The sequence below is a fragment of the Streptomyces sp. NPDC045998 genome (assembly GCF_056430285.1).
Genome location: NZ_JBWKLJ010000016.1, coordinates 1 through 22799 on the forward strand (window position 1 = coordinate 1; position 22799 = coordinate 22799).

Annotated in this window: 24 protein-coding genes; 15 read left to right on the plus strand and 9 right to left on the minus strand. The window is 72.9% G+C overall.

Translation table 11 applies throughout. From position 1 onward, the window contains the following. The 8 genes from AC07FJ_RS32345 to metK all read left to right on the plus strand — a co-directional run. A partial coding sequence (locus tag AC07FJ_RS32345; RefSeq protein ID WP_479052765.1) for a hypothetical protein occupies window positions 1-231 on the plus strand: 231 nt, incomplete at its 5' end. A gap of 76 nt (window positions 232-307) precedes the next feature. Beyond that, entirely contained in the window at window positions 308-1411 is a 1104-nt protein-coding gene (locus AC07FJ_RS32350) for a quinone-dependent dihydroorotate dehydrogenase (protein ID WP_479052829.1), read from the plus strand. Beyond that, complete coding sequence (gene pyrF / locus AC07FJ_RS32355) at window positions 1408-2250, plus strand: orotidine-5'-phosphate decarboxylase (RefSeq protein ID WP_479052766.1); 843 nt, start codon at window positions 1408-1410, stop codon at window positions 2248-2250. The genes AC07FJ_RS32350 and pyrF overlap by 4 nt, the downstream gene beginning before the upstream one ends. 288 nt (window positions 2251-2538) lie before the next feature. Further along, entirely contained in the window at window positions 2539-2862 is a 324-nt protein-coding gene (locus tag AC07FJ_RS32360) for an integration host factor (RefSeq protein WP_355367339.1), read from the plus strand. A gap of 49 nt (window positions 2863-2911) precedes the next feature. Further along, window positions 2912-3481 (plus strand): guanylate kinase, encoded by a 570-nt coding sequence (gmk, locus tag AC07FJ_RS32365; RefSeq protein WP_479052767.1) that lies wholly within the window; start codon window positions 2912-2914, stop codon window positions 3479-3481. 39 nt (window positions 3482-3520) lie between these two features. After that, entirely contained in the window at window positions 3521-3793 is a 273-nt protein-coding gene (gene rpoZ, locus AC07FJ_RS32370; RefSeq protein ID WP_355367345.1) for a DNA-directed RNA polymerase subunit omega, read from the plus strand. A gap of 139 nt (window positions 3794-3932) precedes the next feature. Next, window positions 3933-5144 carry a bifunctional phosphopantothenoylcysteine decarboxylase/phosphopantothenate--cysteine ligase CoaBC gene (gene coaBC, locus AC07FJ_RS32375; protein ID WP_479052768.1) on the plus strand — a complete coding sequence of 404 codons (1212 nt, stop codon included), beginning with the start codon at window positions 3933-3935 and terminating at the stop codon, window positions 5142-5144. Window positions 5145-5393: 249 nt separating this feature from the next. After that, window positions 5394-6602 carry a methionine adenosyltransferase gene (metK, locus tag AC07FJ_RS32380; RefSeq protein WP_355367351.1) on the plus strand — a complete coding sequence of 403 codons (1209 nt, stop codon included), beginning with the start codon at window positions 5394-5396 and terminating at the stop codon, window positions 6600-6602. 63 nt (window positions 6603-6665) lie between these two features. On the opposite strand, the gene AC07FJ_RS32385 is transcribed toward metK, so the two are convergent. After that, complete coding sequence (locus AC07FJ_RS32385; protein WP_479052769.1) at window positions 6666-7349, minus strand: hypothetical protein; 684 nt, start codon at window positions 7347-7349, stop codon at window positions 6666-6668. Window positions 7350-7409: 60 nt separating this feature from the next. Between AC07FJ_RS32385 and AC07FJ_RS32390 the strand changes: the two genes are divergently transcribed. Further along, the gene (locus AC07FJ_RS32390; protein WP_479052770.1) at window positions 7410-9563 is read left to right on the plus strand and encodes a primosomal protein N'; all 2154 of its coding nucleotides are present in this window, start codon (window positions 7410-7412) and stop codon (window positions 9561-9563) included. A 195-nt stretch (window positions 9564-9758) separates the two neighbouring features. On the opposite strand, the gene AC07FJ_RS32395 is transcribed toward AC07FJ_RS32390, so the two are convergent. Beyond that, the gene (locus AC07FJ_RS32395; protein WP_479052771.1) at window positions 9759-10274 is read right to left on the minus strand and encodes a hypothetical protein; all 516 of its coding nucleotides are present in this window, start codon (window positions 10272-10274) and stop codon (window positions 9759-9761) included. Window positions 10275-10507: 233 nt separating this feature from the next. On the opposite strand from AC07FJ_RS32395, the gene fmt reads away from it, so the two are divergent. The 6 genes from fmt (at window position 10508) to AC07FJ_RS32425 (ending at window position 17523) form a co-directional block, all read left to right on the plus strand. After that, window positions 10508-11449 carry a methionyl-tRNA formyltransferase gene (fmt, locus tag AC07FJ_RS32400; RefSeq protein WP_361429241.1) on the plus strand — a complete coding sequence of 314 codons (942 nt, stop codon included), beginning with the start codon at window positions 10508-10510 and terminating at the stop codon, window positions 11447-11449. Between the two features lie 72 nt (window positions 11450-11521). Then, window positions 11522-12943, plus strand: a complete 1422-nt coding sequence (locus AC07FJ_RS32405; RefSeq protein WP_479052772.1) for an RsmB/NOP family class I SAM-dependent RNA methyltransferase — start codon at window positions 11522-11524, stop codon at window positions 12941-12943. 108 nt (window positions 12944-13051) lie between these two features. Then, on the plus strand, window positions 13052-13735 hold the full coding sequence (gene rpe / locus AC07FJ_RS32410) for a ribulose-phosphate 3-epimerase (RefSeq protein ID WP_361429237.1): 684 nt from the start codon (window positions 13052-13054) through the stop codon (window positions 13733-13735). Window positions 13736-13856: 121 nt separating this feature from the next. Next, complete coding sequence (locus AC07FJ_RS32415; RefSeq protein WP_355367414.1) at window positions 13857-14870, plus strand: sugar-binding transcriptional regulator; 1014 nt, start codon at window positions 13857-13859, stop codon at window positions 14868-14870. 168 nt (window positions 14871-15038) lie between these two features. After that, window positions 15039-16481: a GuaB1 family IMP dehydrogenase-related protein gene (locus tag AC07FJ_RS32420; RefSeq protein ID WP_479052773.1), complete on the plus strand. Its 1443-nt coding sequence runs from the start codon at window positions 15039-15041 to the stop codon at window positions 16479-16481. Window positions 16482-16674: 193 nt separating this feature from the next. After that, a complete protein-coding gene (locus AC07FJ_RS32425) occupies window positions 16675-17523 on the plus strand; it encodes an RNA polymerase sigma factor SigF (protein ID WP_479052774.1) in 849 nt (282 codons plus the stop codon). A gap of 198 nt (window positions 17524-17721) precedes the next feature. Here AC07FJ_RS32425 and AC07FJ_RS32430 read toward each other — a convergent pair whose 3' ends face one another. The 7 genes from AC07FJ_RS32430 to AC07FJ_RS32460 form a co-directional block, all read right to left on the minus strand. After that, window positions 17722-18081: an ATP-binding protein gene (locus AC07FJ_RS32430; protein WP_479052775.1), complete on the minus strand. Its 360-nt coding sequence runs from the start codon at window positions 18079-18081 to the stop codon at window positions 17722-17724. 61 nt (window positions 18082-18142) lie between these two features. Then, a complete protein-coding gene (locus AC07FJ_RS32435) occupies window positions 18143-19420 on the minus strand; it encodes a PP2C family protein-serine/threonine phosphatase (RefSeq protein ID WP_479052776.1) in 1278 nt (425 codons plus the stop codon). Then, the gene (locus tag AC07FJ_RS32440) at window positions 19417-20427 is read right to left on the minus strand and encodes an ATP-binding protein (RefSeq protein WP_479052777.1); all 1011 of its coding nucleotides are present in this window, start codon (window positions 20425-20427) and stop codon (window positions 19417-19419) included. The genes AC07FJ_RS32435 and AC07FJ_RS32440 overlap by 4 nt, the downstream gene beginning before the upstream one ends. Continuing rightward, complete coding sequence (locus tag AC07FJ_RS32445; RefSeq protein WP_479052778.1) at window positions 20427-21050, minus strand: anti-sigma regulatory factor; 624 nt, start codon at window positions 21048-21050, stop codon at window positions 20427-20429. The genes AC07FJ_RS32440 and AC07FJ_RS32445 overlap by 1 nt, the downstream gene beginning before the upstream one ends. Continuing rightward, window positions 21051-21452 carry an STAS domain-containing protein gene (locus AC07FJ_RS32450; RefSeq protein WP_479052779.1) on the minus strand — a complete coding sequence of 134 codons (402 nt, stop codon included), beginning with the start codon at window positions 21450-21452 and terminating at the stop codon, window positions 21051-21053. It lies immediately after the preceding gene. Then, the gene (locus AC07FJ_RS32455; protein ID WP_479052780.1) at window positions 21449-22342 is read right to left on the minus strand and encodes an STAS domain-containing protein; all 894 of its coding nucleotides are present in this window, start codon (window positions 22340-22342) and stop codon (window positions 21449-21451) included. Before AC07FJ_RS32455 ends, AC07FJ_RS32450 begins: the two co-directional genes overlap by 4 nt. Before the next feature lie 207 nt (window positions 22343-22549). After that, on the minus strand, window positions 22550-22789 hold the full coding sequence (locus AC07FJ_RS32460; protein ID WP_479052781.1) for a DUF5133 domain-containing protein: 240 nt from the start codon (window positions 22787-22789) through the stop codon (window positions 22550-22552). Window positions 22790-22799 lie beyond the last annotated feature (10 nt).

Genomic DNA, 22799 nt, shown 5'->3' on the forward strand with positions numbered 1-22799 from the left:
ATCCACGACGGTGAGGTCGACCTGATCGTCAACACCCCCTACGGCACCGGTGGCCGTCTCGACGGCTACGAGATCCGCACCGCGGCCGTCGCCCGGGGCGTCCCGTGCCTGACCACGGTCCAGGCGCTCGCCGCCGCCGTCCAGGGCATCGACGCGCTCAACCACGGCGGTGTGGGCGTGCGTTCCCTCCAGGAACACGCCCAGCACCTCACCGCGGCCCGCGAGGACTGACAGCCCACGGGGGAGGGGGACACCGGCCACAACCGGTGTCCCCCTTCTCATGAAGTCGTTCATGAGGACACACACCATGTACAAGCTCTTCTTCCACCTGGTCTTCAAGCGGATGGACCCCGAGAAGGCCCACTACCTCGCCTTCCGCTGGATCCGCCTCGCCGTCCGCGTCCCCGTGCTGCGCACCTTCCTCGCCGCCGCCCTCGCGCCCCGCTACAAGGAGCTGCGCACCGAGGCGCTCGGCCTGCGCATGCACGGCCCCTTCGGGCTCGCGGCCGGCTTCGACAAGAACGCCGTGGCCATCGACGGCATGGCGATGCTCGGCTTCGACCACGTCGAGATCGGCACCGTCACCGGCGAGCCGCAGCCCGGCAACCCCAAGAAGCGCCTCTTCCGCCTCGTCGCGGACCGCGCCCTGATCAACCGCATGGGCTTCAACAACGACGGCTCCGCCGCCGTCGCCGACCGCCTCCAGGCGCGCGTGCCGGTCTTCAAGACCGTCGTCGGCGTCAACATCGGCAAGACGAAGGTCGTCCCGGAGGCCGAAGCCGTCGGCGACTACGTGACGTCCACGGAGCGGCTCGCCCGCCACGCCGACTACCTGGTCGTCAACGTCTCCTCGCCCAACACGCCCGGCCTGCGCAACCTCCAGGCCGTCGAGCACCTGCGGCCGCTGCTGAGCGCCGTCCGCGAGGCCGCCGACCGCACGGTCACCGGCCGCCGCGTCCCGCTGCTCGTCAAGATCGCGCCCGACCTCGCCGACGAGGACGTCGACGCCGTCGCCGACCTCGCCGTCGAACTCGGCCTGGACGGCATCATCGCCACCAACACCACCATCGGCCGCGAGGGCCTGAAGTCCCCGGCGTACCTGACGAGCGAGACCGGCGGCCTGTCCGGCGCGCCGCTGAAGGAGCGCTCCCTGGAGGTCCTGCGCCGCCTGTACGCGCGCGTGGGCGACCGCATCACCCTCGTGGGCGTCGGCGGCATCGAGACCGCCGAGGACGCCTGGCAGCGCATCCTCGCGGGCGCCACCCTGGTCCAGGGCTACAGCGCCTTCATCTACGAGGGCCCCTTCTACGCCCGCGCGATCCACAAGGGCCTCGCGGCCCGGCTGAACGCCTCGCCGTACGCCACCCTCGCCGAGGCCGTCGGCGCCGACACCCGAAAGGCCACCGTATGAGCCCGCTCGAACCCTTCGGCGCCCGCCTCCGCCGCGCCATGGACACCCGCGGCCCGCTGTGCGTCGGCATCGACCCGCACAGCTCCCTCCTGGCCGCCTGGGGCCTGAACGACGACGTGGCGGGCCTGGAGACCTTCACCCGCACCGTCGTCGACGCCCTCGCCGGCACCGTCGCCGTCTTCAAGCCGCAGAGCGCCTTCTTCGAGCGGTTCGGCTCGCGCGGCATCGCCGTCCTGGAGCGGGCCGTGGCGGACCTGCGGGACGCGGGCGCGCTGGTCGTCATGGACGCCAAGCGCGGTGACATCGGCTCCACGATGGCCGCGTACGCCGAGACGTACCTGCGCAAGGACTCCCCGCTCTTCTCGGACGCCCTGACCGTCTCGCCCTACCTCGGGTACGGCTCCCTGAAGCCGGCCGTCGACCTGGCGCGCGAGAGCGGCGCCGGGCTGTTCGTGCTCGCCCTGACCTCCAACCCGGAGGGCGCCGAGGTGCAGCGCGCGGTACGCGAGGACGGCCGCACCATCGGCGCCACCATGCTGGCCCACCTCGCCGAGGAGAACGCGGGGGAGACCCCGCTCGGCTCCTTCGGCGCGGTCGTCGGCGCGACGCTCGGCGACCTCTCCTCGTACGACCTCGACATCAACGGCCCGCTGCTCGCCCCCGGCATCGGCGCGCAGGGCGCCACCCCGGCCGACCTCCCGGGCGTCTTCGGCGCGGCCGTGCGCAACGTCGTCCCCAACGTCAGCCGCGGCGTGCTGCGCCACGGCCCCGACGCGGCGGCGCTGCGCGAGGCGGCGGTGCGGTACGCGGACGAGGTGCGTGCGGCGACCGGCGGGTGAGACCGCCGTGTGAGCTGCGTCACGGCATCGGGTGGGGCTCCTCGCGGCCTTGTTGACGTCAAGAGGGCGGGAACAGGCCGAAAAACCCGGTCGATATGCCCGTATTGTCGTGGTAGAGCGATGCTGACCAGGACTTTTCGTCTGTTCTCGCTGACTCCGGCGGCCATGGCCGCTAGTCTCCGTCGCAGAGCCAACGTGCACTGCGTTGCTCGTTGCTCCCCTGGTGTGGGCCGACTAGGTTCCTCACCGGTCCGTATCCGACAGTTCGACATCCGAGGTGACGTAGGCGTGGCTCTTCCGCCCCTTACCCCTGAACAGCGCGCAGCCGCGCTCGAAAAGGCCGCCGCGGCTCGCCGGGAGCGGGCCGAGGTCAAGAATCGACTCAAGCACTCCGGTGCCTCCCTCCACGACGTCATCCAGCAGGGTCAGAAGAACGACGTCATCGGCAAGATGAAGGTGTCCGCCCTCCTCGAGTCGCTGCCGGGCGTGGGCAAGGTCCGCGCCAAGCAGATCATGGAGCGGCTGGGCATCTCCGAAAGCCGCCGCGTGCGGGGGCTCGGCTCCAACCAGATCGCGTCCCTGGAGCGCGAGTTCGGTGGCTCCGGCGCCTGACGGCCGGGGCCGGTCCGGGGCATCGAGGTAAACCTGGAATAATCGCCCCATGGCTGCAACATCGGACGTACGTCCGCGGCTGACCGTGCTCTCCGGCCCCTCCGGGGTCGGCAAGAGCACGGTCGTCGCTCATATGCGCAAGGTGCACCCCGAGGTCTGGCTGTCGGTGTCCGCCACGACCCGTAAGCCGCGACCCGGCGAGCGGGACGGCGTCCAGTACCACTTCGTCAGCGATGACGAGTTCGACAAGCTGATCGCCAACGGCGAGCTGCTGGAGTGGGCCGAGTTCGCGGGCAACCGCTACGGCACCCCCCGCCGCGCCGTCATGGAGCGGCTGGAGGCGGGCGAGCCCGTCCTGCTGGAGATCGACCTCCAGGGCGCCCGGCTCGTCCGTGAGTCGATGCCCGAGGCCCAGTTGGTCTTCCTCGCCCCGCCGAGCTGGGACGAACTGGTCCGCCGCCTGACCGGGCGCGGTACCGAGCCGCCGGAGGTCATCGAGCGGCGGCTCTCGGTCGCCAAGATCGAACTCGCCGCCGAGTCGGAGTTCGACACCACCCTGGTCAACACCTCGGTCGAGGACGTAGCGCGTGAGCTGCTAGCCTTGATGCAAGTTGTTTGATCTTTGTCCCATTTTCCAGAAGTTTTCGGAAGGTAGAGCGTGTCCTCTTCCATCACCGCGCCCGAGGGCATCATCAACCCGCCGATCGACGAGCTGCTCGAGGCCACGGACTCGAAGTACAGCCTCGTGATCTACGCGGCCAAGCGCGCGCGTCAGATCAACGCGTACTACTCGCAGCTCGGTGAGGGCCTGCTGGAGTACGTCGGTCCGCTGGTGGACACTCACGTCCACGAGAAGCCGCTGTCGATCGCGCTGCGCGAGATCAACGCGGGTCTGCTGACGTCCGAGGCCGTTGAGGGCCCGGCGCACTGAAGCAGCGCTTTTCAGCATCAGCACGTCGTTCGCAGGCCCGGCGGTACCCACCGCCGGGCCTGTGGTGTGTCATGAGATGTGTCCGGTGGTGCGCCGTGGGGCGTGCCACCGCGGTGGGAAATGCCTTGAGGAGGCACGAGTGCACAAGCCGAAGGTCGTCCTGGGCGTCAGCGGCGGCATCGCCGCCTACAAGGCGTGCGAGCTGCTGCGGCGGCTGACCGAGTCGGGCCACGACGTCCGCGTCGTCCCGACCGACTCCGCGCTGCACTTCGTGGGCGCCGCCACCTGGTCCGCCCTCTCCGGGAACCCCGTCTCGACCGAGGTCTGGTCGGACGTCCACGAGGTCCCGCACGTCCGGATCGGGCAGCAGGCCGACCTCGTGGTCGTGGCCCCCGCCACCGCCGACATGCTGGCGAAGGCCGCGCACGGCCTCGCCGACGACCTGCTCACCAACACCCTCCTCACCGCCCGGTGCCCGGTGGTCTTCGCGCCCGCCATGCACACCGAGATGTGGGAGCACCCCGCCACCCAGGAGAACGTCGCCACGCTGCGCCGCCGCGGTGCCGTCGTCATCGAGCCCGCCGTCGGCCGCCTCACCGGCGCCGACACGGGCAAGGGCCGGCTGCCCGACCCCGACGAGATCTTCGAGGTCTGCCGCCGCGTGCTCGCCCGGGGCGCCGCCGCGCCCGACCTCGTGGGCCGGCACGTCGTCATCAGCGCGGGGGGCACCCGCGAGCCGCTGGACCCCGTCCGCTACCTGGGGAATCGTTCCTCCGGCAAGCAGGGGTACGCCCTCGCGCGCACCGCGGCGGCCCGCGGTGCCCGGGTGACGCTCATCGAGGCCAACACCGGCATGCCGGACCCCGCGGGCGTCGACGTGGTCCACGTGGGCACCGCCGTCCAGCTGCGCGAGGCCGTGCTCAAGGCCGCGGCGGACGCGGACGCCGTGGTGATGGCCGCTGCCGTCGCGGACTTCCGCCCCGCCACGTACGCCGAAGGCAAGATCAAGAAGCGCGAGGGCCAGGAGCCCGCGCCCGTCGAGCTGGTCCGCAACCCGGACGTCCTCGCCGAGATCTCCGCCGACCGGGCCCGCCCCGACCAGGTGATCGTCGGATTCGCCGCCGAGACCGACGACGTCCTCGCCAACGGCCGGGACAAGCTCCGCCGCAAGGGCTGTGACCTGCTCGTCGTCAACGAGGTGGGGGAGCGCAAGACCTTCGGCGCCGCGGAGAGCGAGGCCGTGGTGCTGGCGGCGGACGGCGCCGAGACGCCCGTCCCGTACGGCCCGAAGGAGGCCCTGGCGGACACCGTCTGGGACCTCGTCGTACCCCGTCTGGGGCGACTCGGGTAGAAGCCCGGCGAATGTCACATGTTCCCCTCCGGCGGGATGAAACCGTAAGAAGACCGGCGTTCTGGACAAGAACGGGAGCGTTTTCGAGCCACGAACGGCTGTACGTGGCCAATCCGACTCCCACGGTGCGAGACACCTGGTCCGACGATCGAGAGCGCCCGATAAACTGTCCTCGGAACGACGCGGGGCGCAGCCCCCTGCCGGTCCGCAAACGATCAGCCAGCAGCCGCTGCAAACCCAGGGAGCGTTGTGTCCCGTCGTCTCTTCACCTCGGAGTCCGTGACCGAGGGTCACCCCGACAAGATCGCTGACCAGATCAGCGACACGATTCTCGACGCGCTGCTGCGGGAGGACCCCACCTCCCGCGTCGCCGTGGAGACGTTGATCACCACCGGCCTGGTGCACGTGGCCGGCGAGGTGACGACCAAGGCGTACGCCGACATCCCCACGCTCGTCCGCAACAAGATCCTCGAGATCGGTTACGACTCCTCGAAGAAGGGCTTCGACGGCGCGTCCTGCGGCGTCTCGGTCTCCATCGGCGCGCAGTCCCCGGACATCGCGCAGGGTGTCGACACCGCCTACGAGCAGCGGGTCGAGGGCGACGAGGACGAGCTCGACAAGCAGGGCGCCGGCGACCAGGGCCTGATGTTCGGGTACGCGTCGGACGAGACGCCGGAGCTCATGCCGCTCCCGATCCACCTCGCCCACCGGCTCTCCCGCCGTCTGACCGAGGTCCGCAAGAACGGGACCATCCCCTACCTGCGCCCCGACGGCAAGACCCAGGTCACCATCGAGTACGACGGCGACAAGGCCGTCCGCCTCGACACGGTCGTCGTCTCCTCGCAGCACGCCTCCGACATCGACCTCGAGTCGCTGCTCGCGCCCGACATCCGCGAGTTCGTCGTCGAGCACGTGCTCAAGCAGCTCCTGGACGACGGCATCAAGCTGGAGACCGAGGGCTACCGCCTGCTGGTCAACCCGACCGGCCGCTTCGAGATCGGCGGCCCGATGGGCGACGCCGGCCTGACCGGCCGCAAGATCATCATCGACACGTACGGCGGCATGGCCCGCCACGGCGGCGGCGCCTTCTCCGGCAAGGACCCGTCCAAGGTCGACCGCTCGGCCGCCTACGCCATGCGCTGGGTCGCCAAGAACGTCGTGGCGGCCGGCCTGGCCTCCCGCTGCGAGGTCCAGGTCGCCTACGCCATCGGCAAGGCCGAGCCCGTCGGCCTCTTCGTCGAGACCTTCGGCACCGCCAAGGTCGACGTCGAGAAGATCGAGACCGCCATCGCCGAGGTCTTCGACCTGCGCCCGGCCGCGATCATCCGCGACCTCGACCTGCTGCGCCCGATCTACTCCCAGACGGCGGCGTACGGCCACTTCGGCCGCGAGCTCCCCGACTTCACCTGGGAGCGCACGGACCGCGTGGACGCGCTGCGCGCGGCCGCCGGCCTCTAAGCCCCTTCAAGAAGCACCCCGGAGTCCGGCCCCTCGTCGCGAGGGTGCCGGACTCCGGCGTTTTCAGGAGCCGGGCCGTGGATCGGCGGGGTAGCCGATGGTCGCGAGGTCGTCGGCCAGAGCGCTCAGGGTGAGCCGGGGATTCAGGACGGCGACCAGTTCGTCGGTGAGAGGGCGCAGCGCCAGGATGTGGCGTACCGCGTCGAGATCGACCGGGACCTCGTGCATGTCCACGGCGAACTCCTGGTACGCCTCGGCGGAGCGGTCCGTCAGATGCTCGAAGAGGTACGCAGAGCCGTCCGGGTCGCAGGCGTCGGGGAAGTCGATGGCGCCCGCGCGCCAGGTGTCGTCGTCGGCCGTCCGCCACAGGCAGGCGGTGACGCACGGAAACCCCGGGCCGTGGGAGAAGGCCGGCTCGTCGACGTACCGCCGGAAGACGTCCGGGACCTCGTCCACCACGCCGGGCCACGGCACATCGTCGACGTACGGGCTCATCGGCGACTCATGGTCGAAGCCCCGGATGTACGCGCCCGCCGGGGCGAAGACGATGGAGTACTCGTCGCCCGAGCCGTTGCTCATCGAGGCCAGCTCGTCGGTCGGGCTCCAGTGCGCGTCGAAGGTGTAGTGGCGGAAGTCCGCGTCGGGACTGATCACCGCCTCCAGCATGGCGAGCGCGCGGCAGTGGTCGCGGAGCACGGGTATCGAGGGCAGCAGCCTCGCGGTGTCGTAGACGGTCACGCGCGTCATCCAAGCCCATGCCACTGACAGCGGCGGGCGTTGTCAGTGGGCTCTGGTAGGAATGGGGCTGTGAGCAGCGACAACGGGAAGCCGGAGGGCGGCGGTCGGGGGGCGGCCGAGCCGCCCGAGCAGCTCGCGCTCATACGCGAGACCGTGCGCAGGGCCAAGGTGCCGCGGGCCAAGCCGCGGACCTGGCGGGGGGCCGCGCTGGCCAAGGAGCTGCCCGTCGCACGGGTGGTGGTCAACAAGGGCGTGCTCCACCTGGACCAGTTCTTCGACTACGCCGTCCCCGAGGAGCTCGACGCCGTCGCGCGGCCGGGGGTGCGGGTGCGGGTGCGGTTCGGGGCCGGGTCCCATCAGGTGCGCGACGGGCGGCGCGAGGGCGGTCGGCTCATTGACGGGTTCCTCATCGAGCGCCGCGCCGAGTCGGACTACTCCGGGCCGCTCGCGGCGCTCGCCGACGTGGTCTCGCCCGAGCCGGTGCTGAGCGACGAGCTGCTGCGGCTCGCACGGGCGGTGGCCGACCGGTACGCCGGGAGCCTCGCCGACGTGCTCCAGCTCGCGATCCCGCCGCGCAACGCCCGCGCCGAGGCCCGGCCGTCGCCCGCGCCGCTGCCGCCCCCGGCCCCGCCGGAGGCCGGGACCTGGGAGCGGTACGCGCAGGGCCCGGCGTTCCTGCGGGCGCTGGCCCAGGGGGACGCCCCCCGGGCCGTGTGGAACGCGCTGCCCGGGCCCCACTGGGCGGAGGAGCTCGCCCGCGCGGTGGCCGCCACCCTCGCCTCCGGGCGCGGCGCGCTCGTCGTGGTGCCCGACGGGCGGGCCGCCGCGCGGGTCGACGCGGCCCTGACGGTCGTGCTGGGGGAGGGGCGCCACGCGCTGCTCACCGCCGAGGCGGGCCCCGAGAAGCGGTACGCGCAGTGGCTCGCCGTGCGGCGCGGCGCCGTACGCGCGGTCGTCGGGACACGCGCGGCGATGTTCGCGCCGGTCGCCGACCTCGGCCTCGTCGCCCTGTGGGACGACGGCGACGGAAGCCACAGCGAACCGCACGCGCCACTGCCGCACGCCCGCGAGGTGCTGCTGCTGCGCGCCGCCCACGACAAGTGCGCCTTCCTGCTGGGCTCCACCAGCTGCACGGTGGAGGCCGCGCAGCTCGTCGAGACAGGCTGGGCCCGCCCCCTCCTCGCGCCCCGCGAGCAGGTGCGGGCCGCCGCACCGCTCGTACGGACCGTGGGGGACGGGGAGCTGGCGCGCGACGAGGCCGCCCGCGCCGCGCGACTGCCGTCGCTGGCCTGGCAGACCGTACGGGAGGGCCTGAAGACCGGCCCCGTGCTGGTGCAGGTGCCGCGCCGGGGCTACGTACCGAGGCTGGCGTGCGAGCGGTGCCGTACGCCCGCGCGCTGCCGGCACTGCGCGGGCCCGCTGGAGGCGCCCGAGCAGCGGGACCTGCGGTGCGGGTGGTGCGGGCGGGGAGCCCCGGACTGGAGTTGCCTCGAGTGCGGGGCGGTGCGGCTGCGCGCGCAGGTGGTGGGCGCGCGTCGCACGGCGGAGGAGCTGGGCCGGGCGTTTCCGGCGGTTCCGGTGCGGACCTCGGGGCGTGACCACGTCCTGGACGCCGTGCCCGCGCGGCCCGCGCTGGTGGTGAGCACCCCGGGCGCCGAACCGGTCGCCGAGGGCGGTTACGCCGCGGCGCTGCTGCTCGACGGCTGGGCCATGCTCGGGCGGCCCGACCTGCGGGCGGGCGAGGAGGCGCTGCGGCGCTGGATCGACGCGGCCTCGCTGGTGCGCGGGCAGGCCGAGGGCGGCACCGTGGTGGTCGTGGCCGAGCCGACGCTGCGGCCGGTGCAGGCGCTGGTGCGCTGGGACCCGGTGGGACACGCCCAGCGGGAGCTCGCCGAGCGCGCGGAGCTGGGCTTCCCGCCGGTCTCGCGGATGGCGGCGGTGTCGGGGCGCGCGGAGGCGGTGGCGGCGTTCCTGGCGGCGGCCGAGCTGCCGCGCGAGACCGAGGTGCTGGGGCCGGTGCCACTGCCGCCCCCGCCCCCCGGGGCCCCGCGGCGCCCCGGCGACCCCCCGCCCGGCGAGGTGTGGGAGCGGGCGCTGCTGCGGGTGCCGCCGGGCAGCGGGGCGGCGCTGGCCGCCGCGCTGAAGGCGGCGCAGGCGGCCCGGCTGGCACGCGGTGGGGGCGATCCGGTGCGGGTCCGGGTGGACCCACCGGACATCGGGTGAGGGCCGCGGACACCGGCTGCGGTACGAGCGGTGTCGCCCCTTGCCCCCCGAAGCGTTGCCCCCAGAGCCGCGGCGGCCCCCGCCTCGCGAAGTCCGCGAGGCGGGGGCCGAATGACCGGAGCGGCTGCTGCTCGGCGGTGGGGCGGATCTGCCGTGGCGCGGTTGAGCCGTGGCGCGGGTGAGCCGTTACGCGGGTCAGCCGTTGCGCGGGGAGGGGAACGCGCTCGGGCGGGGCTCCTCGCGCAGCGAGCCGGCCGTCGGCTGGGGCGGCATCGAGCGGGCCGCGGGAACCGAGGGCACGACCGGCATCGTGCGGGTGGCGCCGGGCTCCGGGGCGCGGTCCTGCTCCGGCGTGGCCGGCTGGCGGCTGCGGGAGCCGTACCGGCGGTGCACCGCCTGCTTCGTGACCCCGAGCGCCGAGCCCACCGCGTCCCACGAGAACCCGAGCGAGCGGTCGAAGTCGACCGCCGCGGTGACCAGCGTCTCGACGCTGTCCCGCAGCTCCTGGGCGAGCCGGACGGTCGGGGCCGGGGCCCTGCCGTAGACGACGAAGCCCGTGGACGGGCCGGATCGCCGCGGGCGGTACACATTGCCCAGCTGGGCCGTGAGCGTGCGCAGTGCGTCCACCTGCCGGCGGACCCGCTCGATGTCCCGCACCAACAGGTGCAGGCTTGCCCGGGCTTGGGCGTCGTGGGTTGCGTGGTCGGCCATTTACAAGCCTCTCGAACCGGCGTTGAAAAGGGTCGGGCCGCACCTGGGGCACCGGGGCGGCCCGTTTCGGTCAATCTCTGCTTGACCAACGCTCCACCTGCGGTCGGGGTCACGCTGAAGAGGCGTATCCGCATATGCGCGGGGCGCACACGGCTGCGTACGCCCCCCGCGGACACGACCTAGACTGGTGCGTTGCCCACCACCGCCTCCAACAGACAGGCAGTCAGCCACCGATGAAGCTCGTCTTCGCAGGCACCCCCGAGGTCGCCGTACCCGCCCTGGACGCCCTGATCGCCTCGGACCGGCACGAGGTGGCCGCCGTCGTCACCCGGCCCGACGCGCCCGCCGGGCGCGGGCGCCGCCTGGTCGCCAGCCCCGTCGCCCAGCGCGCCGAGGAGGAGGGCATCGAGGTCCTCAAGCCGGCCAGGCCCCGCGACGAGGCGTTCCAGGCGCGGCTGCGGGAGATCGCGCCGGACTGCTGCCCGGTCGTCGCCTACGGCGCGCTGCTGCCCAAGGCGGCGCTCGACATCCCCGCCCACGGCTGGGTCAACCTCCACTTCTCGCTGCTGCCCGCCTGGCGCGGCGCCGCGCCCGTACAGCACGCGATCATGGCCGGGGACGAGGTGACCGGCGCGTCGACGTTCCGGATCGAGGAGGGCCTGGACTCCGGACCGGTGTACGGGGTTATCACCGAGGAGGTGCGGCCCACCGACACCAGCGGCGACCTGCTGACCCGCCTCGCCTTCGCCGGTGCCGGGCTGCTCGTGGCGACCATGGACGGCATCGAGGACGGCACCCTCGAGGCGGTGCCGCAGCCGGCCGAGGGCATCACCCTCGCCCCGAAGCTGACCGTCGAGGACGCGCACATCGACTGGGCGGCGCCCGCGCTCCGCGTCGACCGCGTCGTACGCGGCTGCACGCCCGCGCCCGGTGCCTGGACCGTCTTCCGCGACGAGCGGCTCAAGGTCGTCCAAGCGGCGCTCGTCCCGGACCGCACGGACCTCGCCCCCGGCGAGCTCGCGGCCGCCAAGAACAACGTGTACGTCGGCACCGGCTCCCACGCCGTCGAGCTGCTGTGGGTGCAGCCGCAGGGCAAGAAGCCGATGCGCGGCGCCGACTGGGCGCGGGGCGTGCGGATCGCCCCGGGCGAGAAGGTGGGCCCCGCGGCGGCGTAGGCTGAAAGGGGTCCGATTCGAGGGACCCAGCCTCACCGGAAAGCCTGAAAAGCCCGAAAAGCGGAGCACCTTTTGAGCGAGCAGTCCCGTCGCCGTCCGTCCAAGCCGTACCGCCGCCCCAAGAAGGACCCGGTGCGCATGCTGGCCTTCGAAGCGCTGCGCGCGGTCGACGAGCGGGACGCGTACGCGAACCTCGTCCTCCCGCCGCTGCTGAGGAAGGCGCGCGAGAAGGAGGGGTTCGACGGGCGCGACGCGGCGCTCGCCACGGAGCTGGTGTACGGGACGCTGCGCCGGCAGGGCACGTACGACGCGATCATCGCGGCCTGCGTGGACCGGCCGCTGCGCGAGGTCGACCCGCCGGTCCTCGACGTGCTCTCGCTCGGGGCGCACCAGCTGCTGGGCACGCGCATCCCCACGCACGCGGCGGTCTCGGCGAGCGTGGAACTGGCGCGGGTGGTGCTGGGCGACGGGCGCGCCAAGTTCGTCAACGCCGTCCTGCGGAAGATCGCGCAGCACGATCTCGACGCCTGGCTGGAGCAGGTGGCCCCGCCGTACGACAAGGACGCCGAGGACCACCTGGCGGTCGTGCACTCGCACCCGCGGTGGGTCGTCTCGGCGCTCTGGGACGCGCTGGGCGGCGGCCGCGCCGGGATCGAGGACCTGCTGGAGGCCGACAACGAGCGGCCCGAGGTCACGCTGGTGGCCCGCCCGGGCCGCTCCACCACGGCCGAGCTGCTGGACGTGCTGGGCGACGAGGCGGGGCTGCCGGGGCGCTGGTCCCCGTATGCCGTGCGGCTCCCCGAGGGCGGCGAGCCGGGCGCGATCGACGCCGTGCGCGAGGGCCGCGCCGGGGTCCAGGACGAGGGCAGCCAGCTCGTCGCGATCGCCCTCGCCAACGCCCCGCTCGACGGCCCCGACGCGCGCTGGCTCGACGGCTGCGCCGGCCCCGGCGGCAAGGCGGCCCTGCTGGGCGCACTGGCCGCGGAGCGCGGCGCCGCGCTGCTCGCCTCCGAGAAGCAGCCGCACCGCGCCCGCCTGGTGGACCGGGCGCTGACCGGGAACCCCGGCCCGTACCAGGTGATCACCGCCGACGGCACGCGTCCGCCGTGGCGCCCCGGTTCCTTCGACCGCGTCCTCGTCGACGTGCCGTGCTCGGGCCTGGGCGCGCTGCGCCGCCGCCCCGAGGCGCGCTGGCGCCGGCGCCCGGAGGACCTCGACAGCTTCGCGCCGCTCCAACGCACCCTGCTCACCGAGGCGTTGAAGGCGGCGCGGGTCGGCGGTGTGGTCGGCTACGCCACCTGCTCGCCGCACCTGGCCGAGACCCGGATCGTCGTCGACGACGTCCTGAAGAGGCACGGCGGCGCCGAGCTCATCGACGCCAGGCCCCTGATGCCGGGCGTCCCGGCGCTCGGCGACGGCCCCGACGTACAGCTGTGGCCGCATCTGCACGGCACGGACGCGATGTACCTGGCGCTGCTGCGGCGCACGGCGTGACGGCGGGCGGGACGATTGCGCCGGGAATGCGGCTTGTGTGCCCGGTCCGCCGAGACCCGGACCGGCATCGGGTAAAGGAAACCCCATGAGACATGGCAGGCTTGGCTCATGGCACAGATCAACCCCAGCATCCTGTCCGCCGACTTCGCCCGTCTCGCCGAGGAGGCGAGGGCCGTGGAGGGCGCCGACTGGCTCCACGTCGACGTCATGGACAACCACTTCGTGCCCAACCTGACCCTGGGCGTTCCGGTCGTCGAGTCGCTGAGCCGGGCGACGGACACCCCGCTGGACTGCCATCTGATGATCGAGGACCCGGACCGCTGGGCCCCGCAGTACGTGGAGGCGGGCGCCGGGTCGGTCACCTTCCACGTGGAGGCGGCCGCCGCCCCGGTGCGGCTGGCGCGGGAGATCCGGGCCAAGGGGGCGCGGGCGTCGATGGCGCTGAAGCCCGCGACGCCCATCGAGCCGTACGAGGACCTGCTGCCCGAGCTCGACATGCTGCTGATCATGACGGTGGAGCCGGGCTTCGGCGGCCAGGCCTTCCTGGACATCATGCTGCCGAAGATCCGCCGCACCCGGGAGCTGATCTCCAAGCACGGCCTCCAGCTGTGGCTCCAGGTCGACGGCGGCGTCTCGGAGTCGACCATCGAGCGCTGCGCCGAGGCCGGCGCCGACGTCTTCGTCGCCGGTTCCGCGGTGTACGGCGCCGAGGACCCGGCCGCGGCCGTACGGGCGCTGCGCGACAAGGCGGAGCGGACCACCGCGTCCGCCGCCTGGGCCTGCGCCCACTGAGCTCGGTCCGCTGAGCAACGGCCCGGTGAACGCAAACCAACAGGACTGATCAAGGAACGCCGGATCTGCAAGGATGGCAATCCGGAGTGCGAACAGCAGTGAGGAGATCGCGGTGTCTGCAATGTCGGCGGGACGGCCAGCCCTGCGGATGGGACCCGCGGAGCTGGTGCAGGCGGCGGCCATGGCCCGCCGCTTCTACCTCGAGGGCAAATCCAAGATCCAGATCGCGGAGGAGTTCGGCGTAAGCCGCTTCAAGGTCGCCCGGGTCCTGGAGACCGCCCTGGAGCGTGATCTCGTACGGATCGAGATCCGCGTGCCCGCCGAGCTCGACGCGGAGCGCTCCGACGCGCTGCGCGCCCGCTACGGGCTGCGCCACGCGGTCGTCGTGGAGTCGCCGCCGGAGGGCGAGGACGAGTCGCCCGACCCGGAGAACCTCGGCGAGGTCGCCGCCGACCTGCTCGGCGAGCTGGTCAACGAGGGCGACGTCCTGGGCCTGGCCTGGGGCCGCTCCACCATCCACATGGCGGCCGCCCTCGACCGGCTGCCGCCCTGCACGGTCGTCCAGCTCACCGGGGTGTACGACGCCGGCACCGCCGAGCGCGGCTCCGTCGAGGCGGTACGCCGCGCCGCCCAGGTCTCCGGCGGCGAAGCGCACCCGATCTACGCGCCGATGCTGCTGCCCGACCCGGCGACCGCCGCCGCGCTGCGCAGCCAGACCGGTATCGCCCGTGCCTTCGAGTACTTCGACAAGGTGACGGTCGCCGCGGTCTCCATCGGCTCCTGGGAGCCGGGCATCTCCACCGTCCACGACATGCTCAGCGACGAGGAGCGCGCCCACTACGCCTCCCTCGGTGTCGCCGCCGAGATGTCCGCCCACCTCTTCGACACCCACGGCCGGCGCGTCGGCCGCGACCTCGGCGAGCGGTGCATCACGGTCGAGGCCGACCGGCTCCGCCGCATCCCCGAGGTGGTGGCCATCGCGGGCGGCCAGCGCAAGGCCGCGGCGATCGGCGCCGTCCTGCGCTCCGGGCTGGTCACCAGCCTGGTCACGGACACCTCGGCGGCCGACTACCTGCTCACGGAGTTCACCCCGGGCCCGCGGCCGGCCCTGGACCGCGCCGACCCGGACGCCTAGCGCGCGCACGGCGACGCTTTCGTAGGAAGCTACCAGTCCACCCCGGCGTGGCCTGGAGCTTTCGCCTGGGGTCGATACCGGTGGCGCCATGGGACAATGAAGTACGTGCGTTTTCCCCCCGGCTGAAATGCCCGGGGGCCAACTCCGAACGACTGGGATGTTCAGCACGTGCGTTTCCTCAATGACCTGAAGCCGCCGTACGACCTCACGTACGACGACGTATTCATGGTGCCTAGCCGCTCGGCCGTGGGCTCCCGCCAGGGTGTCGACCTGTCCTCCCCCGACGGGACCGGGACCACCATCCCGCTGGTCGTCGCCAACATGACCGCGATCGCCGGCCGCCGGATGGCCGAGACCGTCGCCCGCCGCGGTGGCCTGGTCGTCATCCCGCAGGACATTCCGATCGAGGTCGTCACCGACGTCATCTCCTGGGTCAAGAGCCGCCACCACGTGCTCGACACCCCGATCGTCCTCGACCCGCACCAGACCGTCGCCGACGCCCTGTCGCTGCTGCCGAAGCGCGCGCACAACGCCGGTGTGGTCGTCGACGCCGACCAGCGCCCGATCGGTGTCGTCACCGACCAGGACCTGACCGGTGTGGACCGCTTCACGCAGCTCTCCGAGGTCATGTCCAAGGACCTGCTGCTCCTCGACGCGGACATCGACCCGCGCGAGGCGTTCAACACGCTGGACCACCACAACCGCCGCTACGCCCCCGCCGTGGACGAGGACGGCCGCCTCGCCGGCATCCTGACCCGCAAGGGCGCCCTGCGCGCGACCCTCTACAGCCCGGCCGTCGACGCCAACGGCAAGCTGCGCATCGCCGCCGCCGTCGGCATCAACGGCGACGTGGCGGGCAAGGCCAAGCAGCTGCTCGACGCGGGCGTGGACACGCTCGTCATCGACACCGCGCACGGCCACCAGGAGTCCATGATCAGCGCGATCCGGACCGTGCGCGGCCTGGACCCGCACGTCCCGATCGTCGCGGGCAACATCGTCGCCGCCGAGGGCGTGCGCGACCTGATCGAGGCCGGCGCGGACATCATCAAGGTCGGTGTGGGCCCCGGCGCCATGTGCACCACCCGCATGATGACCGGCGTGGGCCGCCCGCAGTTCTCCGCCGTGCTGGAGTGCGCCGCCGAGGCGAAGAAGTACGGCAAGCACGTCTGGGCCGACGGCGGTGTCCGCCACCCGCGTGACGTCGCCATGGCGCTCGCCGCCGGTGCGTCCAACGTCATGATCGGCTCCTGGTTCGCGGGCACGTACGAGTCCCCGGGCGACCTCCAGCAGGACGCCAACGGGCGCCTCTACAAGGAGTCGTTCGGCATGGCCTCCGCGCGCGCCGTCCGCAACCGCACGAGCGAGGAGTCCGCGTACGACCGGGCTCGCAAGGCGCTCTTCGAGGAGGGCATCTCCCACTCGCGCATGTTCCTCGACCCGACCCGTCCGGGCGTCGAGGACCTGATCGACTCGATCATCGCGGGCGTCCGCTCCTCCTGCACCTACGCCGGTGCCGGCTCCCTGGAGGAGTTCGCCGAGAAGGCCATCGTCGGCATCCAGAGCGCCGCCGGTTACGCCGAGGGCAAGCCGCTGCACGCCAGCTGGAGCTGACGCTCCGTCAATCGGCCGACCGTAACGGCCGGTGTGGCCCCCTGCGTCAAGAGGAAGGGGTCGTTTGCGCCGTCGGCGTAAGCGGCCCCTTTCATTTTTCCAGGGCTTGACCGGATTTGAAGGCGTGCACTCGGGTAACCCGGGTACCCGGGCCTTGCGACCGTAGGAGACGAATAGGGAGGGTGCAGTGTCCATGGCGACCACGATCTCGACGGGGACCGACGCTCCGACGACCCAGCTGCCGGACGTGCCGAACCCCGGCGAGGTGGCTCCGAGGGACGCGAAGGAACTTTCGAAGCGGTTCTTCGAACGGCTGGCCGTGCTGGAGGAAGGCACGGAGGAGTACCAGTACGTTCGCAACACGCTCATCGAGCTCAACCTGTCCCTGGTCAAGTACGCGGCCACGCGCTTCCGCAGCCGCTCCGACCAGATGGAGGACATCATCCAGGTCGGCACCATCGGCCTGATCAAGGCCATCGACCGCTTCGAGCTGAGCCGTGAGGTCGAGTTCACGACCTTCGCCATGCCGTGCGTGGTCGGTGAGATCAAGCGCTTCTTCCGGGACACCAGCTGGTCGGTCCACGTGCCGCGCCGGCTCCAGGAGCTCCGCATCGACCTGGCCCGCGCCACCGACGTGCTGTTCCAGCAGCTCGACCGCTCGCCGACGCCCGCCGAGCTCGCCGCCCACCTGGGCCTCGAGGAGGACGAGGTCATCGAGGGCCTCGTCGCCGCCAACGGCTACTCGGCCGGCTCACTCGACCTGCCCCTGGACGACGCGGGGGACGCCAACGCCTCGGAGACCCTCGGCGACCGGCTGGGCGAGCCCGACAAGGAACTGGATCTCGTCGAGAACGTGCAGGCGCTCAAGCCGCTCATCGAGGAGTTCGACGAGCGCGACCGCGAGATCCTGCGGATGCGGTTCGTGGACGAGATGACGCAGTCCCAGATCGGCGCCGAGCTGGGTGTGTCGCAGATGCATGTGTCGCGGTTGCTGGCGCGGATCACCGCACGGCTCCGGGAAGGCCTGCTGGCAGTGGAGTGAGGTGGAGTCGCGCGTAGGCTCCGGGCCCGTGCGGCCCGGAGCCTACGCGTGTGGGGCCTGCGCGTGTGTGGCCTACCCGGTGTGTCTCAGAGCCGCGGCCCTTGCGGCACCACCGCGGCCCTTGCGGCAGGACCGCGGCGCGTCCGGCAGGGCACAGGGCGGCCGGGCCGCGGTGTTCGTCAAGGGCCGTGGCGCTGGTCAGGACCGTGCCCACACCGCCCGGACCGTCTTGCCGCCCGCGTGGCGCCGGACCTCCACCCGGCCGGCCAGGCTCAGCACCATGGGCCAGCCGAAGCCCCCGCCTCCGGCGAAGTCCGGCGTACGCACCTCCGGGGCGCGGGTGCTTCCGTCGTCGATCTCCACGCACAGTTCGTCGGCCTCGGCGCGCAGCCGGAGGCGCCACCACCCCTGGGTGTGGCGCATGGCGTTCGCCGTGAGCTCCGTCACGACGAGCTGTACGGCGTCCCAGTCGGCCCATGGGCAGTGCTCGGCCAGGAAACCGGCGGTCACGCTGCGGACCGAGGTGCTGTCGCCGGGCGGTGACTCCATGACATACATGGGCGGCTCCTCCTCGCGTCACCTTCTCGCCTACCCGGCCCCCGGGGGTTAACCACCGGTGTCAACCCCCGAGGTCGCCGCCCGCGCGCCGGACGGTGAGGGCCACCGTGTCGTCCGGATGCATGATCACCGTGTGCATCTCCTCGGCGATGGCGGCCGGGATCTCCTCTATCGGCCGGTGCCGGTGGTTCCGCGCCGCCTTCGCCAGCCGCCGCTCGCCTTCGCGCGGGTCGCGGCGGCTCTCGGTGAGCCCGTCCGTGTAGAGCACCAGCAGATCGCCGGGGTCCAGCCGGTCCCGCAGCAGCCGCTCGCTGCCCGGCAGCGGGAAGCCGATGCCCCGGCCGCGTACCTCCAGCAGGCGGGTCTCGCCGTCCGCCCGTACGAGGAGGGCGGGCGGATGGCTGCCGTTGGCCATCACCAGCTCGCCGCTCGCCGGATCGAGCCGGACGAGCTGCACCGTGGCCATCAGCTCGTGGTCGAAGGTGGCCAGCACCTCGTCCGTGCGGGCCACGATCGACTCCAGGGGATGCCCCTCCAGCGCCAGCGTCCGTACGGCATGGGTGACGTTGAGCGCGCTGCGCGTACTGGTCAGCCCGTGCCCCAGGGCGTCCACCACCGTGATGTGCACCGTGCCGTCCGGCAGGACGAACCAGTCGTACAGGTCGCCGCCCGTCGGGGCGTGCTTCTCCGCCGGCTCGTAGTGCACGGCCAGCTCCAGGCCGGGCACCCGCACCGGCGGCGGGCGCAGCGCGTCCTCCAGCTGGCGCAGTATCCGCCCGTGCGCCTGCCGCAGCTGCTCGTCGCGCTCCTCCAGCTGTACGTAGAGGGCCAGCACGCCGCTGTTCGTCTCGGCCAGCTCGTGCTTGAGCCGCTGGTGGTCCGCGGCGAGCGCGTCCATGCGGTCGACCGCCGCGCTCAGCTCCTCCTCCAGGAGCTCCACCAGCCCCGGCGGACCGTCACGGGAGGGCTCCGCGGCCGAGGAACCGGACGCACCGGGGGAGGCCGCGGGCACCCGCCACACGGCCGCCGGCCCCGGCAGCCGCTCGGCCGGCAGCGGCAGCCCGTCCAGGGCCGGCCGGTGCGGTGCGTGCGGCATGTGGAGCCGTACGGTCAGCCGGCCCTCGCCGTCGGACGCGGCCGGGCCCGGGGGCACCGTCTCCAGGAACACCGGCCGCCCGGCCTGCAGCTCGGCGGCCGCCACCCGGGTCACCGACAGTGCCAGCCGGTAGCGCGTCTCGACGGACAGACCGGCCCGGTGGGCGAGGCGGCGCAGCGTGGCGCGCAGCCCGGCGAGCGAGTGGTGCGTGGTGGTCTGCGGATTCATCGGTCTCTCGCTCATGTGTCCCTCCGTGCCGGGCCGAGGGTCAGGACGGTCGCGTCGTCCCTGCTGCGCCGGTGCGCGTGCACGAGGGCGGCGGCGAGCAGCGGGGCGGGCAGCGCGGTGAGGAAGGGCGAGGGGGAGTCCGCCCAGCGGGCGTCGACGCCGTCGCTGTGCAGGATCGATACGGTGCCGGGCTCGGCGGGGATCCGCTGCACCCGGGGGTCCGGCATGTTCCAGCCGACGACGCCCGGCTGGCCGCCGAAGCGCCGCCGTACGCCGCCCGGCGTCAGCAGCAGCCCGCGCACATTGCCCACGGAGGACACCTCCAGCACGTCCGCCGTCCGGCGCAGCAGCGCCACCGCGGCGCCCCGGCTGTGCCGCAGCGCCCGGTTCATCGCCCGCAGCAGGTCCGGCAGCGGTTGCCCGGGGTCGCGGTGGAAGGTGCGCACGGCGAGCTCCGCGGCCTCGGAGGCGGGCGCGCCGTGGCCCAGGCCGTCGACGACCAGGGCCGTCTGGGCGCCGTCGGTCACCGCCACGCCCCACGCGTCGCCGCAGGCGCTCTCGCCGTCGGCGGGGACGCGTACCGCCCCGACGGCCGGGGTCCCGTCCGCCGCCGGGCCGTCGTCGGCGCCCGGCTCGCCGAGCCGGGCGCACACCAGCGTCCCGGTGCCCTCCTTCGTACGGAGGGTGAACTCGTCGGCGATCCTGCGTACGGCTCCGAGGCCCGAGCCGAGTGAGCCCCCGGTGCTGTAGCCGTCGGTCATGCAGCGCTCGGGGTCGGCCATGCCCGGGCCCCGGTCCACGGCGAGGATCTCCACCCCCCGGCGCAGCGGCAGCGGCTGCAGGTACAGCGACCCGTTGCGGCCGTGCCGGGCCACGTTGCTGGCGAGCTCGCTCGCCAGGACGGCCGCCCGGTCCGGCAGGGCGCCGGCCAGCCCCTGGTCGAGCGCCGTCCGGCGGGCCGTGGAGGCCGCGAGCTGGACGGCGCTGTAGTGGTCGACCCGGATGTGGGTGGTGACGGACATCAGCGGTCGTTCCAGCGGGTGACGACGACGGTGGTGCCCCGGCCCGGGGCGCTGTGCACCTGGAACTCGTGCATCAGCCGCCGCGCTCCGCCCAGGCCGTGGCCGAGCCCGGAACCCGTGGTGAAGCCGTCGGCGAGGGCCTTCTCCACGTCCGGGATGCCGGGGCCCTGGTCGCGGACGGTGAGCCGCAGACCGCGCCGGCCCGGCGTGGCGACGAGCTGGATCTCCAGGCTGCCCCCGCCGCCGTGTACGTAGGCGTTGCGGGCGAGTTCGCTGGCCGCCGTGACGATCCTGGTCTGGTCGACGAGCCCGAAACCGGCCGCGATCGTCGCGGCGCGCACGGCGTGGCGCGCGGCGAGGAGGTCCTCCTCCGAGGCGACGGGGTAGCGGGCCGCGCCGGGCGGAGGATCGGCGGCGGCCTGCGGGTCGGCGGCGCCGGCGCCGGCGGCGCGGGCCTCACCGGTCCGGGTGTCACCGGTCCGGATGTCATCGGCGCGGCCGTCAGCGGTCCGGGCCTCGTCGGTGCGGGGCGTGGGTCGGCCTCTGCCGGCGGACTCGGTCACCGGGCCCCGCTGGGGTACCAGCTCGACACCCGGCGCCAGCCGTTCACCGTGGAACGTCACTCAGGACCTCCCGCCGGGGGATGGGGCATGGGGCATGCGGTGCCAGCCGAGGGCCGTCAGGCCCTGCTCCGCGTTGAGCGCGGTCTCGACACCGGTCAGCTGGAGCCCGAGTTCCACCAGGGTGATGGCGACCGCCGGCCGCATCCCCGCCACGATGACCCGCGCTCCCAGCAGACGGGCCATGGTGGCCAGCTCCATCAGGGTGCGCGCCACGAACGAGTCGATGATCTCCAGGCGGGAGATGTCGATCAGCACCCCCCGGGCGCCGTCGGCGGCGATCCGCTCGGTGAGTTCGTCGGTGAAGGCCACCGCCGACTGATCGTCCAGCTCGTTGAGCAGCCCGGTGATCAGCACGTCACCGAGCCGCAGGATGGGGACGCCCGTGGCGCGGCGCGTGGTCACGCGCTCACCGACCGGGCCGGGGCCGAAGCCGGGTCGACGTCAGGCTGGTCGGTGAGCCGGATCGCCGCCGCCAGGGCGTCTGCCAGGGTCCCGCGCGTCAGAATCGTCGACAGGTCGATACCCAGCTGCGCGATCGTCTGCGCGATGGGCGGTCGGATCCCGCTGATGACGCAGTCGGCGCCCATCAGCCGTACGGCGTTGACCGTGTGCATCAGGTGCTGGGCGACGGCGGTGTCCACGGCCGGTACGCCGGTGATGTCGATGATGGCGACCTGCGCCTCGTTGTCCTCGATCGCCTGCAGCAGGCTCTCCATCACCACCTGCGTCCGCGCGGTGTCGAGCGTGCCGATCAGCGGCACGGCCAGCACGTGCCGCCACAGCCGTACGACGGGCGTCGAGACTTCGAGCAGCTGCCGGCTCTGCCGCTGGATGATCTCCTCGCGCCCCTCCACGTACGTCTCGAAGGAGAGCACACCGGCCGCGTCCAGCAGCCGGTTGATCAGGATCGCGGCGGAGAACAGGTCGGCCGAGTCGCGCGTGGTGTGCTGGACCGCGGAGAGCAGCGCCTCCTTGAGCGACAGCACGGCCATGGAAGTGGCGGTCGGCGAGACGCCCGCCCGCGCCCGGCGCAGGGACAGCTCTATCACCGTCTGCCGCAGTTCGTTGCGGGACGTGACCAGCCGCTCCACGGGCGTATCGCTCGCCAGGCCGGCGGCCAGGGCGGAGATGAGCAGGTCCGCCTCCTCCCGCACCTCCTGCTCGCTCATGTCCGAGCCGAGCACCGACGCCTGCTCCAACTGCAGCCGGACCCACCGGTCCGCGATCTCCTCCTCGCGCTCCCGCAGAGCCTCGCAAAGGCGGTCACGCGCACTGGTTTCGCTGATGTTCACAAGCACCTCTCCCAATCGGAAACGGGCGGACGGGTTTCCGGATTCGGGTGCCGGAAGATCGGATGTACGCGGCCCGTTTCTCATGTTCAACGGCCGTTGGATCGTAATGGCGTGGCGGAATCGGAGAAAAACCCCCTCGTCGAACCAGGCCGGAAGGGCGGTGACCGGAGCGCCGGTCACCGCCCTTCCCGCCCTTCTCCGCCCGCCTCAGCGCGCGGCCGCCGTCAGCGAGGGGGCGGCCGTGGTCCGGCCGCCTCCCGCTTCCAGCACTCGTCTCGCCACCCGCAGCGCGTCCCGTACGTCCCGCGTGCCCGTCGACACGCACAAGGTGTAGGCGGTGTCCTCGCGTTGACGCGTGAGCGCCGGATCCGGAGCGGACGCCGAAGCGGCCGCGGACAGCTCCTCGTACCGCGCCACGAGCTTGCGCAGGACCGTGGGGTGGGCCATGAGCACGACA